Origin of the sequence: Jutongia hominis (assembly GCF_014384965.1) — a bacterium.
GTDB lineage: Bacteria > Bacillota > Clostridia > Lachnospirales > Lachnospiraceae > Butyribacter > Butyribacter hominis.
This window is the reverse complement of sequence record NZ_JACRSW010000041.1, coordinates 19808-36587: the sequence shown is the minus strand read 5'-3', so window position 1 is coordinate 36587 and position 16780 is coordinate 19808. Positions and strand designations below refer to the sequence as shown.

The following is a 16780-nucleotide window of genomic DNA, read 5'->3' as shown; positions in this document are numbered from 1 at the left end:
TTCAATCATAGTTATGCCTCCTGCCAGATTAAGTATAACTTTATCTGTTTACAAAACAATATCTATTGCAGAAAGTGACCTTTTTTTGCAGAAAATGACAAAAAAAGTGATTTGCTTGCAACAAATCACTTTTTTAAGGTTCATCTTAGTTTGGCAATATAACTGAGAAGTAGAACTCATTATTTTCATTTCGTATAGCATAAGAGCCTTGATATTTTGTTATAACCTCAATTATATTTTTTATTCCAACCCCATGCTCATCTATTTCATATTTCTTTGAGGTCTGTATTTCTCCATCTTTAATATTAAGTTTACCATCATATGTATTCTTTACAGATATAATGATGTTGTCTTTCTCTTTAACCAGTTTCATTTTCATAACTTTTTTGCCTGAGCACTTTTCACAAGCCTCTATTGCATTATTCAAAAGATTCGATAAAATAACAACAATATCCTCATCACGCATTTTAATTCCTGATAGATCATTGATTTGAAAGATAAATACAATTCCTTTATCCAATGTTTCCTTATATTTGCTATTTAATATAGCATCGATAATCACATTATTTGTTTTAATATAGTCTAACTCTGTACTCAAATTTCCGCTTATACTTCTCACATAATCCTTTAGTTCATCATAATTTTCCATCTCTATCAAAGACTCAATGCACATAATCTGATTCTTATATTCATGTGTTTTTTTCCGTTGTTTAACAAAATTTTCTGAAATAGAACGGTACATGTCTGTCTGATTTCGTGCTTTCAGTTGAAACACTTCATTTTCACGAATCTTAATTTCACGTTTTAATATATCATTTATCATATAGAACACAACTATATTCATCCCTGCCAGACACAATGCTATAACCAAGAATACATTTTCCTGCTTTTGATTCTCAATGCTTCCAGATGTTATGATCAATGCAATAACTGTGAAGATTGTAAAAAGTGGAAAAAAGATAAATCGAAGCCAATCTGTACTTCTTAAAACATCCGAGGACTCCCCTCCTATTTTTTTCCTGATAAGCAGAACAACTAGAAAAAGAATTATTTTTGCCAAAACTGTTATTAAACTTCCACCTACAAAATGTGACTCATTAATTTCTGCTACACTATGAAAGAGAGAGACATTTATCCAAAGTGTAAAATAGTCTACAGAAAGCAGTAATGCTTGAAATAATAATGATAAGATTATTGCTTTTTTTAAATGGATTTTAAAATAAAAGCTCATAAACAGCGCAATGACAACAATAGCTAACATCTGCTTTAGGACAAACTGATCATAAAATAACAAAGCTATTATATATCCACATATTACCGTTCCTAAAATAATACTACAGTTTCTCCAATTATTTTCGGATCTCTTTTCAGCAAAACTTTCAAAAAATATTTTGCAGCATATTATTTCCAATACCGTCAGCATTATACTTTGAATGTAATTAACCAACATCTATATTTCTCCTTTATACGAAACAAATGTTTCTTCAACAAATTTATATCGTGCTTTTGGAATTTCTAATTTAATACCATTGTTCAATAACGCCTCATACCGGCTGACTTTCTCAATATGCTTCATATTAACCAGATAACTTTGATGTATCCGGATAAAATCATTACCTTGCAACTCTTTTTCCAGCTCATCTAGTTTGCCATATATTGAATATTTTTTTAACTTGTCCTCCATAATGTAAAATTCCAGTTTATGCAATCTGCTCTCTATGTATAACAAACGCTCTAATGCTACAACCTTTGCACCCTCATTAAAGTTAAATTTCTTCTTTTGAGCTACATAATTCATATTCATGCTGATTGCATCCATACACTCAAATATTAGTTCCGGAAAATTTACATTATTTTTCAAAATATATCTTATAGCTCCTACGCTGTATCCTTGAGGGGCACATGTAATAAATGCTGTAACAAAAACTATAAAAACATCATTGCTGACTTTTCTTATTTTCTGTGCAGTTTCCATTCCATCCAGTTCATCCATATTTACATCCAGAAAAACAATATCATACTTTGCTAGATTGATACCTAAACTTATAAAATCCTTTCCTGATTCAAATTCATCAATTTCGTACAATATATCATTTTCATTCATATATTCTATTAAAATATCATGAATGCGTTTTCTAAATTGTCTTTCATCATCACATATAGCAATTCTGAACATATGCTCATCCCCTTCCACACACAAATTTGACATACTTCTTTCATTTGGTTGGATTATTTTTTGTATATTTTCCTATTTTTTATTATATTTCGGCATCTTTATCCAAAATTTTAACCACTACTCTATATTTGTAATATTGCATGTTCGTCTACAAAATTATATATCAATACCTATTTTTAATACATTTTGCTATTGCACATATCGTTTCACTGCAATCTTTCCCATAACCATAAATACTGCTACCAGGACTATACTTACATACCCGGCATAAAAATAATCTTGCAGATCCAGACAAAACAAAATGATAAGAACACATACCTGTAATGCCGTTATGCAATGTGTTACCCTTGCATAATACCTTCTTTCTTCCTCATCAAGCGGTTTATTGATACTTTCCACTGGGGCAAGGACAATAATAATTACCACTGCAAGAACTCCGATCAATAAAATCACGGCATTAGGAACATTTTTCATTACAGGCTCATATGTATAAACCGGAATAAATAAAATTGCCATTGATATCAAAAAACAGCCGATTCTACTCTTACAGTGGCTGCCCCCACTATAGCTTCTCAACGAGGCATAAAATAACAGGAAGACCAGAACAAGTCCCGGTCTCCCCGTCACAATGCCAAATATTCCAGAAGCCAAAAGGTTTCCTGCAACAACAATGCCATTTTCTATCCCATATCGGTACAGTTCTGCATCCTCTTTTTGCACAATCCCCTTTTGTATCAATATTTCATTTATCTTCTTTGCAAATTTAGCAATCATACCCTGTTACCACCTTAAAATTTTCTAAGTTTTTTCGCATTATCCGGTAACTTGTCCTGTCCGAAAATAAACCAGCAGCAACGGTTCATATTTGTTGCAGTTACCGTAAGGGCAAGTGCTGCCACGCTTGTTAATGCCCCATGACTGAGTCGGTTCATCAATCTTCTTAATTTTGACATATGTATATGTCCTCCTTTACATTTGATGAATGCACTATATCATACTTTATGGGAAAATCCGGCAAAGTGTAACAGATTGACATTTAAGTGTAACGCTTTGCATTTATTCCTTCACTTCAATTCCATAGAGCATTGCTGAAACCTCAAATATATCCCCTTTATCTGTAAAACTGACCGTTCCATTGTATTTTTCTACCACTTTACGAACACTCTGAACACCATGCCCATGTCGGATATTATCTTTCTTGGTTGTTTTCAGGCTTTTATTTTTCTTTCCTGTTTTGCTGTTTGTTATTACAAGAAGCAAAATCCCCGACTGGTACTTATTTTCAATCTTTACAAAACGCTGTCCCTCCGGCACCTTGCTACAGGCTTCTACCGCATTATCCACAAGATTTCCATACAATACACCTATATCCCCGTGATCAAGCTGCATCTGCTTTGGAATACGAATAGATGTTTCTACTTTTATTCCCCTTGCCTTTGCCCTGCCAAATTTAATACGGAGCACAGAATCTACGATTGGATTATCAGAATACTGCTTTTCATCTATCTGCTCAAATTCCTTGCACATTGCACCGATTTTCTCTGAAAGTTCCTGCCCATCACTATTTTCCACCAGATGATACAGTTCATGCAATTTATGTTTCATATCGTGCTTTAACTTCTGCACTTCCTTATTCTGTTTTTCTGCTTCTTCATAATAGATGTCTTTATAGTGCATTTCTTCCCTGTACATTGCATCCTCATACTGTTTTTGCACAAGATAATTAAAACGCTCCATCATATACAGCATAAAATAATCCGTCAGGACAAGGGAAATTACAATACTGGCACACATAAGCAGGCTTTTTTCACTGCCCGCCTCCAATGACAAAAGAATAATAAAGCAACAGTTCAACACCGTAAAGGTAAATACCATAACCAGCACACCCAAAATTTCTTTCGGAAAGGCAGCAATTTGCATCCCTTTCTTTGAAATCAATTTTGACAGAATATACATCACATTTCCACGAACAAAGCTGCATATTACCATTACAAAATAATATTTATAACTTTCTCCCATATGAAAATTCATCGCATGGAGTAACAGCAAAGCTACAGGTTCAAACAGCATTCCAATACCCATGAATGTCACAATATTTATAATTCTCGTCCACATTCCTGATTCATAATAAAATGATAACAGTATAAGCACAATCAAAAGAGTCGCAAGATTCAGATACGGATTTTTTATGTTGCTGACAAATGTCCATATAATTGCAGCAATGGTAAATCCAGCCCATATCCATACCTTTGATACTGGTTTCATTTTCTTATTGGAATGAAAATAATACATAAACACTGCCAGATCAAACAGGCTGATGGCAAAGCGTATCACATATTCCATCCTTAAACCATCCTCCTTACAAACTCCATATGTTTTTCTTTTAAATTCTGCTTATGGGAACGGGCAATCAGAAGTCTTTCTTCATTGTCCATCACTACTTCATCTCCCTCAATCGCCCTGATATGCCCAAGATTGATGATATATGATACATGAATATGGGCAAAGACCTTATCATCAAGCTGTTTCCATATTTCTTCAGTTGTCATATTTGCCTTGAAATTTTCTGAGATCGTATGTATCACTGCCTGACGACCTTTCTTCTCAAAATACACAATATCATCGCAGCTAATACGAAACTGATTTTTTCGGAACTGAAAGACAAAGTCACGCTTTATCATATGAAGATACTGCATGGCTTTTAAAAGGACGGACTCCAGCTTTTCCACTGTAATCGGTTTAGAAATATAGTCAAAGGTAATAACCTCAAAAACATCCATAACATACTGCGTATATCCAGTCAGGAATACAAACAATGCTTTGGCATCTATTTTCCGGATTTCTTTTGCAAGCTGCAAACCATTCATCTCCGGCATTTCAATGTCAAATATATACAGATGATACATTTCACCATCATCTATAACATGCTTCAGCAACTCCTTCGCTGTAAAATACACTTCATAAGAAAACTGGTACTGCGCTAACTTATCAAAAGCACTTTCCAGCATTTCTACATCTGTTCTGCTGTCATCACAGACCGCAATATTAAGCATAACACTTCCTCCTTTTCGGGCTTGGAAGTAGGAAGCACTTCAATTTATCTAATCAACTTAGATAAATAAGCCAGCACACGGTCAAAAAACTCATTTCTCTGCTCCTTTGTGCTGTTCGCAACATAGTAATCCAGATTAAAATCTTTCATACTGCTCTCGCCTGTTATCAGATATGTAGGATCAATTCCATATTTATGATAGAGTGTCAACACTTTATCTACAGATATTCCCGTTATACCCGCCTCAAGCTTTCGATAATGTTCCACTGTAACACCTAATACATCCGCAATTTCTGACTTTTCGAGGTTCATATTCAGTCTTGCCTCTCTTAGTCTCTTTCCTATCTGTATATTGGCATCTTTTCTTCCTGTATCCAAGATTTTGCACCTCTTTTCCATGTTAATCATATCAATGGGACTTTGATTCTCATAGTCCAGAAAACAACCCAACGCACATCATTTTATGCTCGTAAGTAGGTTAATTTGTGCTTTTATTAAAAAAACGAATGGCACATCTGATACCATTCGTCTTTATCTGCTTTATATTCTGTTGTAAATTCTATTTGCGGACGTTTTTTGGCTATTTATCATATCCATCACTGCATTTCTTTTACTCTGACATCCACAGTGTTTTTAAAATTTTCAATCTGATGTGAATACTGTTCATTCATAAGCGTGGAATGAATCATAAAATCCGCTGTTGCAATATTATTAGCAATCGGTATAGCAAAAATATATAAGAAACTGCAACGGACAGAGAATATTTACACACTTTCTGCCCGTTGCAATTTTTGTCTATTTATTTTTTTATTTTGGCAAGTAATATCCCCCTTCGTGTTTTATAATGACAGCGTAAACAGAAAGGAGATGAACTTCCATGAGAAACAAATTCCACAACTTTATTGAAAACTTACTTAGCTTTTATGCAAACTTTTTCACACACAGATTTTACCCTATGTAATATGCAGTTGTCCCACAAACAGATCTTGCAGATCATTATGGTAATAGTCATAGGAAAACGAAAGGCGATAGACTTCCATGAAAAATAAACTTCACAACTTTATTGAAAATATACTTAGCTTTTATGCAACTTTCTTCACAAGAGGATATTATCGTTTTTAAATATTATTTCATACTTTCCTCAATCTGCCCCGTCCGTCAAATCATAGCTCATATCAAGAAAATCTAATATCTTCGCCTCCTGGACTGTCCCATCCAGAAGAATTGTGATCCAATTACTTTTATCCATGTGATATCCCGGCAGAAAGCCTTTCATGTGTGTCATAACACTTATCATATCCGGCTTACATTTTACAACCATAATATCAACCCTATCTTTTGTATCCAATCCGATTTTAAAGCCTTCCAAATTCATAAATACTGCGTACCATTTTCCATTGTCATTACGAAGTATTGCACTATCTGGTAAATCATTCCACAGATATTCTGGAATTGTTCCATATTGTTTTTTTACATATTGAAATATAGTGTCTCTGTACATACTGTGTATACCTCTGATCCTGTAATTTCATATTTGAATATAATCATATCATATTTTCCTTATATACAGTTATTTAAGATTTAGCGTATTACTATTGGAATGCTCAAAATAAAAAGATGCAGAAATGTATAATTGTTGATAATATACATCTCTGCATCTTTTTTGTTTTATGAATTATAACTTTTCTAATTTTTCCAGAAACGCAACATAAAATTCTCTTTCTTTCATACAAGCTCGCTGAACTTCTATACTTTTCGGAACATATTCCTTTGGGTGATCTAAATCGTACAGTGCCTGTTTCGTTGCCTGAATTGCAGATTCTGTTGTATTTCCCAAAATGTCGATGTTATCCACATCGTCTTCCCCTTTCATCTGTTTATTCAGCCTTTGTACCATCATCTGCGATATATGGCTCAACATTCCGTTTCCCTTTATTCCCAAGCCATTTGCATTTACTTCCTTAGCAGCTTCCATCCATGCATCCTTTACATCCTGTGGAGCGTTCGATCCAATCATATCAAATGCTTTTTCATCAAAGTCTACTTCTTCCATATACGGATTTATATTTTCATTTTCCTGAACAACACATTCTGTACTAAATTGAGGGATATTATCCTGCTTACGTCTAGTTTCATACAGCACACCATTCATAGAATAATTAGAATTAATCTGCATAGTGCAAATCCTCCTTAGTACACATTAAATCTCAAACTCATTGTATTCCACGGAGAATTTGCCGAAGTGGAATTTGCTGTAAATGTTCCAGCTTCATATTCACTTCCTTCATATGTCCAAAGACAATAATATCCATCTACGATATTATCACTGTCAAGATACATCGGCTCTGTTGCTGTCAATGTCATTCTAACACCGTTAAAATATGCGTATCTGGTTTTAGCATACCCTACTTCTGCCGTTATTGCCTGAAACCATGTTCCACCATGATCTAAACGTGAGCCTACCTGCATTGAAGATGAAGAATTTTGAATAGTCTCCTGCCCTGCTTTTTCAGAGTTGATAAGCAGTAACTTAAATTGTGTTAAGGCTGGAGCCGGTGCATATAATTGTATTCCATCATCAGCTTCCATCAATTCCTGAGTGTATGTATCTAAGTCAAGTTCACTGAGACTTTCTATTTTTGTTGATTGAATCTTTTCAGCAGCACTAACTGGAACAACATTCGTAATCAATAATACTCCAAGTGCCATTACGCTTAATAACATTTTAAACTTTTTCATATTAATACATCCTTTCTCTTATTCTCTAACTCTCTTTGAATCAAGATTTGTATTTGTCAAGAAAAGTTTATTTTATGCTCTAGCTTCAAAAGACGGTCTATCCTGATCCAAATAATCTGGCATCTCTCTCAATTCGGAACTTCCATTTTCTTTTACTGAATTATATTCACTCCAATAAATAGAATAAAATTCATCTTTTTTTGCAAGTTCCGCTGGTGTCATCTCATAACCCCATCCGTTTCCAAGATTAGATAATACTTTTACTCCCTGATACTGAATTTCAGCACCATAACCACCAGAAGTTAAAATTGGGCAATTCAATGTCCCTCCTCCCGCTAGCACAAACTGCTTTTCCGCAAAATCGCTATTTTTTCCTTCCGCTTTCTCCAAAAAATCCAATAATGTTAATTCTCCACATCCTTTACATTTTTGATTACTGCCTTGGTTTTTCATTGTATTTTTAGCCTGTTCATATAATTGTTTTCTATCAGGTGCAACATCTGATAGATATTCTGCTCGTAAACAAAGAACCTGTTTGGAAATATATTCGGATTCTGTCTTATTTGTTGTCGTAGCTGCTTGTCGTGCCAATTCTCTAATCTCACTAACAAATTCAGCCTGCGTTTTTGAACTTTCCCCCTTTGTTGGAATATAAGACCAATTCGGTTCTCCGTTACTGCATGAGGAAATTAATTGCTCTTTTCCAATAGCTCCTATACCTGACAATGATATACTCATTAACTCGTCTCCTTAAATCATACTAGCGATAAGTAACTATCATCTTTCCACCAAATACAGTAAATCCATCCATCCCTGTATATTGTTGTATAATCTTTCCCTGAATTTTCACTAAAAATTTAACATTCGCTGCCTCTCCTGAAAAAGCTGTAGTTTTACTTGTTGAAGATGGGCTATTTGTTTGCTTAAAAGATACAGTCGCTGTTGTTCCTGTTTCATAACTACTAATCAAATAATTGTTTATTGTGGTATATTTTGATTGCGTTACTCTAGTACCTGTAGGACAATAAATTGTAATACTTTCAATTACTGATCCTTGTGGAATAATACTACTGAAATCTACATTCTGTCCTATCGAAGTGATTGCACCTGTCTGCCCTGTTGAAGTAGCATAATCCTTTGACAATGTCTTTGTTGATGTACTCGTACTGGCATATACTATAGCATCCCCTGTTGCAACATCTTTCATATCTACCATAACCGTCTTCAATTCGTTGTTTTCCTGCAATTGTGCTGCCTTTACAGATACTCCACTCATCGAAAAAATCATCATAACTGACATTGCACTAGCTATTATCTTTGTAAAAATTTTACTTTTCACACAAAAGTTCACCTTTCTAATATATCTTTTCTCTTATTTTTCCAACCGTGTTAATTATGCGATACTTCATAATCACCAAATATGTCATTGATTCTTGTTTCATATGCGTACCATCGTGTAAATACAGACATATTCCCCAAGAAATTTTTGATGTTAGAATTATCTCCTGACTCTGAATAATAATCTTCCATTAAATCCCAAACGTTACAAATTTCGCCTTCCGATCCAGTTCGTAAGGTCTGAAATGGAACCTTTAAATCGAATTTGTTCTCTCCGATTGTTATTTTCAGATTTCCATTAAATTTATTGTCTTCTGTAAAAGATGTTACCTGTTCCTTAAAAAACATCTTAAAATTCTCAGGCGGTATCGTTGATTCCTTTGCCAGACTGCTCCTTCCAGCCTGATTCCTAAAATCCGAATTCCATATGCTGTTAAAATCAAAACCTCCATCTAACGTAAGGCTGGAATTTGCTTCTATTTCATCACAGTCAATCCCGTCCAATTCCCATTTTTCCGTCATCTTCCGAGCAGATTCTCTCAATGCCGCATTGGTGTCATTGCATTGATAGTAATAATCTGAATTATAATAAGTCCAATCACTGTGACCATCAGAATAATATTTTTCATTCCACGCTTTTCCTTCCTGATAGTTCGCCTGACCTGCCGCCCTTGCATTTTCTTTCGCAAAAACCTCATACATCTCACTTACGATCTGTGTATTATCTGCTTCATTGGTTCCGGATGTCTGATGCTGTCCGGTCCGGTAAGTACGCATGGAAGTACAACATTTCTCAAAATAAGAATCAAGATCCTCCCTGCTCACCTTTCCAGCATAAAAATCCTGCATATAATCCGAAATTTCTTTCTGCATTGCATAGCCAAAAGAATCTCCGAATGTGCTTTTAGGCATACCTGTGACTACATTAAATTTTTGATAACAGTCACATACATATACCAGTGGTTCTGTCATTTTCTCAAAAGTGTCTTTTCGGGTTTGAAGTTCTTTTTCCAAATCCTTTACTTTTTCTTTGTATTCATCATATTTACTTGTATCATTTACAATATTGTTTACATTATTTGAAGCAAGCGTTCCGATGTGAAGGGTACTATCACTCATACATTATCCTCTCAAATGAGCAGCAACAACAAGTATTGCTGCTCATTCCAATCAAACTTTTATTATTACATCAATTTTAAAATTCTCCAAAATCATCAATCGCCATATTCATAATAATAAGAAACACTATAACTTGGAATAAATGTGTAACTTGAGCTGCTCGACTGAAAAGCCACGCTCCATGTTCCCTTTAGTTTAGCGTTGCTTGATGAATCATTTACAAAATTAAAATTTATACTTGGATAGAAGTCAGATTCATTTGCAACCCAAACCGACTTATTAGGTGCCATTAATCTCCATCTTTTAATTTTAGACATCCCTGTTCCGCTAAGACTAATAGTTCTTACCTGTGCCGTATTAGGAATATCATCTCCACTTACACTAAATGTCCGTGTTGACGAATATCCTGAACCCGTAGCTGTCACAGATGTTCCTGGTATGATCTTTGTGCTTGCAGCACACATAACAGGATTTCCAACAGCAGTTGCTATACTACCTGTTCTAAGAGATACTCCTTCCGTTGGATTCGTACAATAAACTACCAAATAATATTCTGTTCCAACTACCGTAGTCAGCCTTGCTTTTTCAGCGCAGCACCAACCACCACTACCTGTAAATGAGGTCTTATGCGTATCGTCATCCTTAGCTGAATCATACATAACTGCCAAAGTATCCACATTCAATATCTTAAAACGAATATCTGTAGCACTACTTAAAATCGTAATAACACTTGTCGAATTTCTTTTATATTTATACCAATATTCACCAACATTAGGTACATATGAATTATTCTGTAAATTTACTTTTGATTCATAATATTGATCCAATAAAACTGTATTCTCAATGCCACTCATCATCAATTCAGTATCATTTTTATCGCCTACTATAATCCTATAATCGCTTGCTCTATCTTCATACGAATTAGGTGTAGCAACTACTGTGTAATTACAAACAGTCACATCATCGGAAGGTTTATCAATATAACCCCAATTTTTTGCCTGTCTATAATTCGTTCCTTTATTCAGAACCTGATTTCCATTCTCATCGTAAACTTTAATATTTGTGCCTACATAGCCCTTTCTAACTAAACATACGGCAGCAGAATCCATCTGTGAAAAGTCTATTGAAAAATCATATGTAGCAGAATCTTTTTCTGAGGTAAAACTACCTTCAAACGCCTGATATGTTTCTTTCGCAGGTGCTTCAATAACTTTAATTGAATATCCAACCACGCGAGAATACTCTCCTGCACTATCTTCTACCTGATAATATAAATAGTATGTTCCCGGATCTGTAATCTGTACAACAAATCCCCCATTGATTGTTCCAATAATATAATCTACTGCACTTCCATCCACATAACGGGAAGCTATTGTGTCCCCATCTTCATCTGTATCATTATAGAAAAATGCAATTCTTGTATCTGTTGTAATCTGCCCTTCTGATAAAGAGTCTTCGTTTACTATAACTGGAATTAAATTAGCTGTTGGTGCAGTTCTTTCCATTTCAGTATCAACCGAAATACTGTCAGTAAGATTTTCAGCCATATTATCCATTGACACTGTATCATCCAATTCTATTTCTCCTTTTTCTTCAAAAATAGAATCTAATGATCTAAATCCAACACGTTCAGTATATTCCATACTCTGTGTCTGTATTTGATTTTCCTCCGTTGTTACTTTGACAGGCTCTAAATCATTTTCCTCAATATCTGTGTTATTGTTTTCCTGCTCTGCCAACCATTCATCATACGTCATGTTGGTAATTGTTTCTTCCGCAAATGCAGTAGTTGTAGTTACTGAAAACAACATACATATTGCTACTGCAAATGCAAAAATTTTCGTTACTTTCTTCATTATGTTACCTCCTTATTTTTCTTTTTTATCGACAAGCATCTTACAATTCATGTATATGCTGCCCACAGCTTTTCTCAAATGAAATTAATAGGATATATATCTTTTAATCTCTACTCATTTTTTACATTAAGAAAAGGTGTTTTTCAATACTCTTTGCAGAAAATGACCAATTTTTGCAGGAAATGACCATATAAACAAAAATTAAGTTCAATAGTCATCCGAGATTCCCGTTTTGTAAACGAGTTTCACATTTTGAAAGCGACCTGCAAATTTTGTACCCGACTTTCCACTTTTGTAATGACTTTCCCGTTTTTTCCCTTGCTTTTATGATATAATCACCTTATGGCAGAGTATTTTTTTGCACAAAAACCGGACGTCAGTTTTGGCTTACAAATTTTGCAAGCCATAATTCACGTCTTCTGCTGTTCCTATTTCAGCCGGCGGTCTGTGCTTTATTCTGTCTTCTGGTTACTTTTTGAGAAGTCTTGCGGTGAGGTTGATGTCTTTGGCTGCAACCTCGTGGCATCTAAGCCTCTCCGCCAGGTCTTCTCCATAATAAAAGCTGAACGCTTCATACGGACTTTTTCCGTTCAGTTTCTTTCTCCGGTAGGAATTGATATGGTTCATCATCAGCTCTACGTCTGCCTGCGTCAGTTCATCAAAGCTTCTTCCTTTCGGCAGGATCCTGCGTATAAATTCATGTCCCACCTCGATCTCTGCTTTCTGGTACGGCGCACTTGGATTGCAGTAATAGATCCTCGTCCTTTGAAATCCTTTTCCATCCGGTCCGTTCTCTATACACCTGGGATTGGAAAACTCACTTCCGTTATCCGTCAGGATGACCGGAAACAGCTTCCTAAAATCCTGCCCTCCCAGCCGGTGGTACAGTTCATCATAAATATCTATCACTGACTTTGAGGTGTTCGCTTCCCGCAGGAACCCCAGCATCAGTGACACATTTACAAAATATATCGTCAGCAGGACTTTCCCTCCCTTGCTGCCGATCACGGAATCCATCTGCACCACTGCTGTGTCCGGATGCTGTTCCATATATACTTCGTAATCATGATAATTCCTTCCCACACGGCATCCACGGTCTACTTTCAGCTCCGGTTTTTTATATCTCGGACGGTACTTTACCTTTCTTGGCAGGTCTATGTTCCTGATATCAAACAGGCATCCATCCACGTAGTTGTAGAGGGTCTTTTCACTGCACATCAGTTCATCCTTATGTGTCAGGTAGATCTGATGGATAGACTGCCCCTGTTTTACCAACGGCACCAGGATTTCATTGAGTCTGGCGATTTCCCCTTCCGTAGCAAGGATCCCGCTTCGGGATTCCGATATCTTATCCGTTGCCCGCCTCTGGGCTCCCAGAGCATCGTAAACAGTTTTTGTCAGCGTACACTTCTTTACTTCACTGCATCCGTTGCATACATATGGCGGTTTAAAGCGATGGGTACATATTTCTTCTTCATAATGCTCGCAGTAACGGTTGCATATGAGTTCACACTGTTTACAGACAGCTACCAGTGGATGCCTGCAGTCATTTGTCCCACATACTTTTTTCCTCTTACATGCTTTTCTGTACTTGCAGGTATTATGCGGGTAACTTCCATAACCGGTGTCCTGTTCGATGGAATAGTTCCTGATCTCCTTTGTGATGGTAGTCCTGTCCCTTCCCAGTTTCTCTCCAAGCTCTGTGAAAGTCATGTGCTCCTTTAGTCCGCTTTCTATCTCCAGCCGGTCCTCATAATTTAAGAACTTTGCCATACTGTCTCCTTTCCCCGCCAGCTGCTGAAGTTCTGTTAAAAAACAGGAAGAACATTTCTGCTCTTCCTGCATTTGTATCGTCACTTTCACTGCTGTAATTTATTCTGTTTGTAATCAACTTTCCCCCTCACACGGGAATTTCAAAAAACTATTGAGGTCCCCTTGAATCACCCATAAATCAACCCTAAAGTTCAATCAAGGTATTTTTTACAAAGCAAATAAATCTATTGTTTTTAGTCCATTCTGGTTATTTCTTGAAACATCCTCCAGATCATAAACTGTTTCAGACAAATAAAAAGGACGCAGGATTTTACTCCCACGCCCCTAAACTTATCTGGCTTTATCTTCCCTGACTTTTGGCAGCTCCTTCCCCACCGTTTCCTGCTTTGCTTCCGATGTCTTTCTTGCCTCAAAAGCATCTGCATTATACTTGTACTCCTGTGGTTCAGCTACCATCGGTGAGTAGATGACCTCTCTTTCTGTATCCGGTGCTTTCTGTTCCTTATCCTTTGTGTGCTCCATACGCTTTTCCTTATCAAACTGCACAGTCATATCCAGATTATCCAGCTTATCAATCGAGGCGTCCAGATGCATCTCCATTGATACAAGCAGTTTTCTCACTGCTTTCATAGGGGCAAGTACAGCCTTTGTGAGATGGTGTTTCTGTTCTTTCTGTGAATAATCCACCTCCGGCTTATCTGCAAAGGTACGGAACGCATTGTTTACGGTCTGCCCGGCTTTTCGGAGTCCCTTTGCAAGAAGTGCTGTCCTTGCAATATCCCTGTCTGTAGATACAATCGTATCTTTTACCACTGTTCTGACATTGAGAAGTCTTTTCTTAATTCCTACAAATTCTGTCACCCTGTAAAGTGCCGCCCTGCCCTTTGCCTTTGTTTCATCAACAATATTCTTGGCAGTAGATTTTACCTGTACTTTTATCTCAGATACCTGTGACTTTATCTGCTCACATCTGGCATTGAGTCGCTCCTGTGCTTCTGTTAATGCTTTTTTTGCATTATTGATAAGGGTATCTTCCTGCATTTTCTTGATCTGGTCCTGCATACTGGTAAGTTCTTCTGTCATAGACACAATCTTTTTTTCCAGACCATCCACATAGGTGCATATCTCAAATACATCATTTGCCTGTTCTTTCATAGTATTCTTTTTTAATAAATCGAGAAGTTCTCTTATGATCTCCTCATTAGTAAGTGTCTTTTCTGCTTCCATCTGCTTTTCCTCCTTATAAACAGGGCAGCATATGCCGCCCCTTAGCCTTAATTATCGAAAGGGTGTATCCTTTTTATCCCTGTCGGGATTTCCGTGGTTCTGTTCGGCATTCTCCCTTGCTTTTTCGTTGCTCTTATCCTTTGCTTTCTCATATTCTGCAATAATCTCATTATAGAGCTTCTCCCTGAAATCCTTTGTGACCGGATAGCAGACATCCTGATAAATCGGTTTGCCGTGCTCGTCCACCTGCTTTGTTTTATAAGAAGGCATTGATACAAAGATTTTCTCTTTGCCCTGAAGGATGTTTACATTATTTACAATGAAGCTGTTTTCAAAGTAAATACGGGCAAGTCCCTTGATATTACTGCCTTCCCTTTCATAAGGTGTTACCGTCACGGAAAACTCCGGCATTTCCTGAGTTTTTCCCTGTGTCTGTGTTTCTGCTTTCTCCGGCTCCCTGATTTTTGCATAAGCCTCAAGGATATTAGTATAGAGTTCCTCACGAAACTCTGCCGTGATAGGATTGCATACATCCTTATAAATCACGCTGTTTTTCTCATCACGCTCATTTGAACGGTATCTTGGCATTGATACAAAAAGCTCTCCCTTTTCCTTATTTTCAAGGATTGCGATATTGGTAATCTTGAATGAATCACCAAATACCACGGTCGCAAAACCCTTGATATTGCTGCCATCTTTTGCTCTTACCTCGTTTACCTTAATTGAATACTTCATACGCTGTTCCTCTCTTTCTTATACTTCTGAATTATCATTGTTTTCTGGTATGATAAGCTCACACCAAAGCTGTTCTATCTGTTCACAAGACAATCTGCCATTTAACCAGTTGCCAAGTGTAACAACCATTCCGTCCTGCTCATAGTAGAGCCATTCCTGTGTTTCGATGTTTCCCTCATACACGATAGTCACATCAAAATCAGGCATAAATAATCCTGCCTCCGTATCCCAGATACAGGCAACTCCCTGTCTGAGTGTCAGATTCAGCCTTTCGACATACACAGACCAGCCGCTTACGACAATCTGAAAGTCATCATCAATCTCTGCAATATCATCCTGAGTGTCGATCAGCTCCTCCATTTCCGATACAGCTTCTTCTATCTCCCCCAGTCGGTATCTCTTATTCATCTGCCGCCTCCTTATATCTGCACCTGACAACAAAACGCATTGTTCCCTGTCCCGGCATTCAGCATTTCACTTCCGGTTTCTTCCATTACCGGGTATCTGATATCTATTCCCGGTATCTCAATAATGCCGATGATACTGCCTTCTTTAAGAATGGCTTTCTCCTCTTTACTAACGGTGGTTTGCTCTTTCTCAACCTCTGTCCTTTCATCCTGCTTCTCCTCCAATGTCTGCTCAAATTCATTTATGAGCTGGTTCGTGTTTCTCTCTCCGGTTGTACACCAGAAAAAAGGGACTGCCATAATGGCAATCCCTGCTGTAATCAGTAGTCCTGCGACCACTTTCCTTATACTCATAGAG

At 36.7% G+C, this 16780-nt stretch carries 19 protein-coding genes; all 19 read right to left on the bottom strand.

From position 1 onward, the window contains the following. Nucleotides 1-145: 145 nt before the first annotated feature. The 19 genes from H8700_RS12135 to H8700_RS12045 all read right to left on the bottom strand — a co-directional run bounded on the left by H8700_RS12135 (nucleotide 146) and on the right by H8700_RS12045 (nucleotide 16776). Nucleotides 146-1450: a sensor histidine kinase gene (locus H8700_RS12135; RefSeq protein WP_055196194.1), complete on the bottom strand. Its 1305-nt coding sequence runs from the start codon at nucleotides 1448-1450 to the stop codon at nucleotides 146-148. Further along, nucleotides 1451-2176: a LytR/AlgR family response regulator transcription factor gene (locus H8700_RS12130; RefSeq protein ID WP_330606378.1), complete on the bottom strand. Its 726-nt coding sequence runs from the start codon at nucleotides 2174-2176 to the stop codon at nucleotides 1451-1453. Between the two features lie 189 nt (nucleotides 2177-2365). Further along, nucleotides 2366-2950: an accessory gene regulator B family protein gene (locus H8700_RS12125; protein ID WP_117686863.1), complete on the bottom strand. Its 585-nt coding sequence runs from the start codon at nucleotides 2948-2950 to the stop codon at nucleotides 2366-2368. 14 nt (nucleotides 2951-2964) lie between these two features. Continuing rightward, on the bottom strand, nucleotides 2965-3129 hold the full coding sequence (locus tag H8700_RS12120) for a cyclic lactone autoinducer peptide (RefSeq protein WP_005602854.1): 165 nt from the start codon (nucleotides 3127-3129) through the stop codon (nucleotides 2965-2967). A 103-nt stretch (nucleotides 3130-3232) separates the two neighbouring features. Beyond that, nucleotides 3233-4519, bottom strand: coding sequence for a sensor histidine kinase (locus H8700_RS12115; protein ID WP_118746113.1), 1287 nt, complete (start codon nucleotides 4517-4519; stop codon nucleotides 3233-3235). Nucleotides 4520-4521: 2 nt separating this feature from the next. Next, complete coding sequence (locus H8700_RS12110) at nucleotides 4522-5229, bottom strand: LytR/AlgR family response regulator transcription factor (RefSeq protein ID WP_015567858.1); 708 nt, start codon at nucleotides 5227-5229, stop codon at nucleotides 4522-4524. A 44-nt stretch (nucleotides 5230-5273) separates the two neighbouring features. Then, nucleotides 5274-5606: a helix-turn-helix domain-containing protein gene (locus tag H8700_RS12105; protein WP_227701399.1), complete on the bottom strand. Its 333-nt coding sequence runs from the start codon at nucleotides 5604-5606 to the stop codon at nucleotides 5274-5276. A gap of 763 nt (nucleotides 5607-6369) precedes the next feature. Then, nucleotides 6370-6729 (bottom strand): MmcQ/YjbR family DNA-binding protein, encoded by a 360-nt coding sequence (locus H8700_RS12100; RefSeq protein ID WP_055196168.1) that lies wholly within the window; start codon nucleotides 6727-6729, stop codon nucleotides 6370-6372. Between the two features lie 174 nt (nucleotides 6730-6903). After that, a complete protein-coding gene (locus tag H8700_RS12095; RefSeq protein ID WP_055196169.1) occupies nucleotides 6904-7404 on the bottom strand; it encodes a hypothetical protein in 501 nt (166 codons plus the stop codon). Nucleotides 7405-7418: 14 nt separating this feature from the next. Beyond that, complete coding sequence (locus H8700_RS12090; protein ID WP_055196170.1) at nucleotides 7419-7967, bottom strand: DUF4879 domain-containing protein; 549 nt, start codon at nucleotides 7965-7967, stop codon at nucleotides 7419-7421. 72 nt (nucleotides 7968-8039) lie between these two features. Further along, complete coding sequence (locus tag H8700_RS12085; protein WP_055225097.1) at nucleotides 8040-8705, bottom strand: hypothetical protein; 666 nt, start codon at nucleotides 8703-8705, stop codon at nucleotides 8040-8042. 22 nt (nucleotides 8706-8727) lie between these two features. After that, nucleotides 8728-9306, bottom strand: a complete 579-nt coding sequence (locus tag H8700_RS12080) for a hypothetical protein (RefSeq protein ID WP_055225098.1) — start codon at nucleotides 9304-9306, stop codon at nucleotides 8728-8730. A gap of 50 nt (nucleotides 9307-9356) precedes the next feature. Beyond that, nucleotides 9357-10424 (bottom strand): hypothetical protein, encoded by a 1068-nt coding sequence (locus tag H8700_RS12075; protein ID WP_055196138.1) that lies wholly within the window; start codon nucleotides 10422-10424, stop codon nucleotides 9357-9359. A 95-nt stretch (nucleotides 10425-10519) separates the two neighbouring features. Continuing rightward, a complete protein-coding gene (locus H8700_RS12070) occupies nucleotides 10520-12280 on the bottom strand; it encodes a hypothetical protein (RefSeq protein WP_055196139.1) in 1761 nt (586 codons plus the stop codon). A gap of 468 nt (nucleotides 12281-12748) precedes the next feature. After that, nucleotides 12749-14053, bottom strand: a complete 1305-nt coding sequence (locus H8700_RS12065; protein ID WP_015516100.1) for an IS30 family transposase — start codon at nucleotides 14051-14053, stop codon at nucleotides 12749-12751. A gap of 330 nt (nucleotides 14054-14383) precedes the next feature. Continuing rightward, a complete protein-coding gene (locus H8700_RS12060; protein WP_055225100.1) occupies nucleotides 14384-15280 on the bottom strand; it encodes a DUF6674 family protein in 897 nt (298 codons plus the stop codon). A 51-nt stretch (nucleotides 15281-15331) separates the two neighbouring features. After that, nucleotides 15332-16015 carry a SpoVG family protein gene (locus tag H8700_RS12055; protein WP_005602904.1) on the bottom strand — a complete coding sequence of 228 codons (684 nt, stop codon included), beginning with the start codon at nucleotides 16013-16015 and terminating at the stop codon, nucleotides 15332-15334. Nucleotides 16016-16033: 18 nt separating this feature from the next. After that, nucleotides 16034-16423 carry a hypothetical protein gene (locus tag H8700_RS12050; protein WP_005602905.1) on the bottom strand — a complete coding sequence of 130 codons (390 nt, stop codon included), beginning with the start codon at nucleotides 16421-16423 and terminating at the stop codon, nucleotides 16034-16036. An 11-nt stretch (nucleotides 16424-16434) separates the two neighbouring features. Continuing rightward, on the bottom strand, nucleotides 16435-16776 hold the full coding sequence (locus tag H8700_RS12045; protein WP_006859551.1) for a hypothetical protein: 342 nt from the start codon (nucleotides 16774-16776) through the stop codon (nucleotides 16435-16437). Nucleotides 16777-16780: the final 4 nt, after the last annotated feature.

Bases quoted from the DNA above. Each gene is read 5' to 3' on its own strand.
- H8700_RS12135 (WP_055196194.1), bottom strand. From the start codon at position 1,450: ATGTTGGTTAATTACATTCAAAGTATAATGCTGACGGTATTGGAAATA.
- H8700_RS12130 (WP_330606378.1), bottom strand. From the start codon at position 2,176: ATGTTCAGAATTGCTATATGTGATGATGAAAGACAATTTAGAAAACGC.
- H8700_RS12125 (WP_117686863.1), bottom strand. From the start codon at position 2,950: ATGATTGCTAAATTTGCAAAGAAGATAAATGAAATATTGATACAAAAG.
- H8700_RS12120 (WP_005602854.1), bottom strand. From the start codon at position 3,129: ATGTCAAAATTAAGAAGATTGATGAACCGACTCAGTCATGGGGCATTA.
- H8700_RS12115 (WP_118746113.1), bottom strand. From the start codon at position 4,519: ATGGAATATGTGATACGCTTTGCCATCAGCCTGTTTGATCTGGCAGTG.
- H8700_RS12110 (WP_015567858.1), bottom strand. From the start codon at position 5,229: ATGCTTAATATTGCGGTCTGTGATGACAGCAGAACAGATGTAGAAATG.
- H8700_RS12100 (WP_055196168.1), bottom strand. From the start codon at position 6,729: ATGTACAGAGACACTATATTTCAATATGTAAAAAAACAATATGGAACA.
- H8700_RS12095 (WP_055196169.1), bottom strand. From the start codon at position 7,404: ATGCAGATTAATTCTAATTATTCTATGAATGGTGTGCTGTATGAAACT.
- H8700_RS12090 (WP_055196170.1), bottom strand. From the start codon at position 7,967: ATGAAAAAGTTTAAAATGTTATTAAGCGTAATGGCACTTGGAGTATTA.
- H8700_RS12085 (WP_055225097.1), bottom strand. From the start codon at position 8,705: ATGAGTATATCATTGTCAGGTATAGGAGCTATTGGAAAAGAGCAATTA.
- H8700_RS12075 (WP_055196138.1), bottom strand. From the start codon at position 10,424: ATGAGTGATAGTACCCTTCACATCGGAACGCTTGCTTCAAATAATGTA.
- H8700_RS12070 (WP_055196139.1), bottom strand. From the start codon at position 12,280: ATGAAGAAAGTAACGAAAATTTTTGCATTTGCAGTAGCAATATGTATG.
- H8700_RS12065 (WP_015516100.1), bottom strand. From the start codon at position 14,053: ATGGCAAAGTTCTTAAATTATGAGGACCGGCTGGAGATAGAAAGCGGA.
- H8700_RS12060 (WP_055225100.1), bottom strand. From the start codon at position 15,280: ATGGAAGCAGAAAAGACACTTACTAATGAGGAGATCATAAGAGAACTT.
- H8700_RS12055 (WP_005602904.1), bottom strand. From the start codon at position 16,015: ATGAAGTATTCAATTAAGGTAAACGAGGTAAGAGCAAAAGATGGCAGC.
- H8700_RS12050 (WP_005602905.1), bottom strand. From the start codon at position 16,423: ATGAATAAGAGATACCGACTGGGGGAGATAGAAGAAGCTGTATCGGAA.
- H8700_RS12045 (WP_006859551.1), bottom strand. From the start codon at position 16,776: ATGAGTATAAGGAAAGTGGTCGCAGGACTACTGATTACAGCAGGGATT.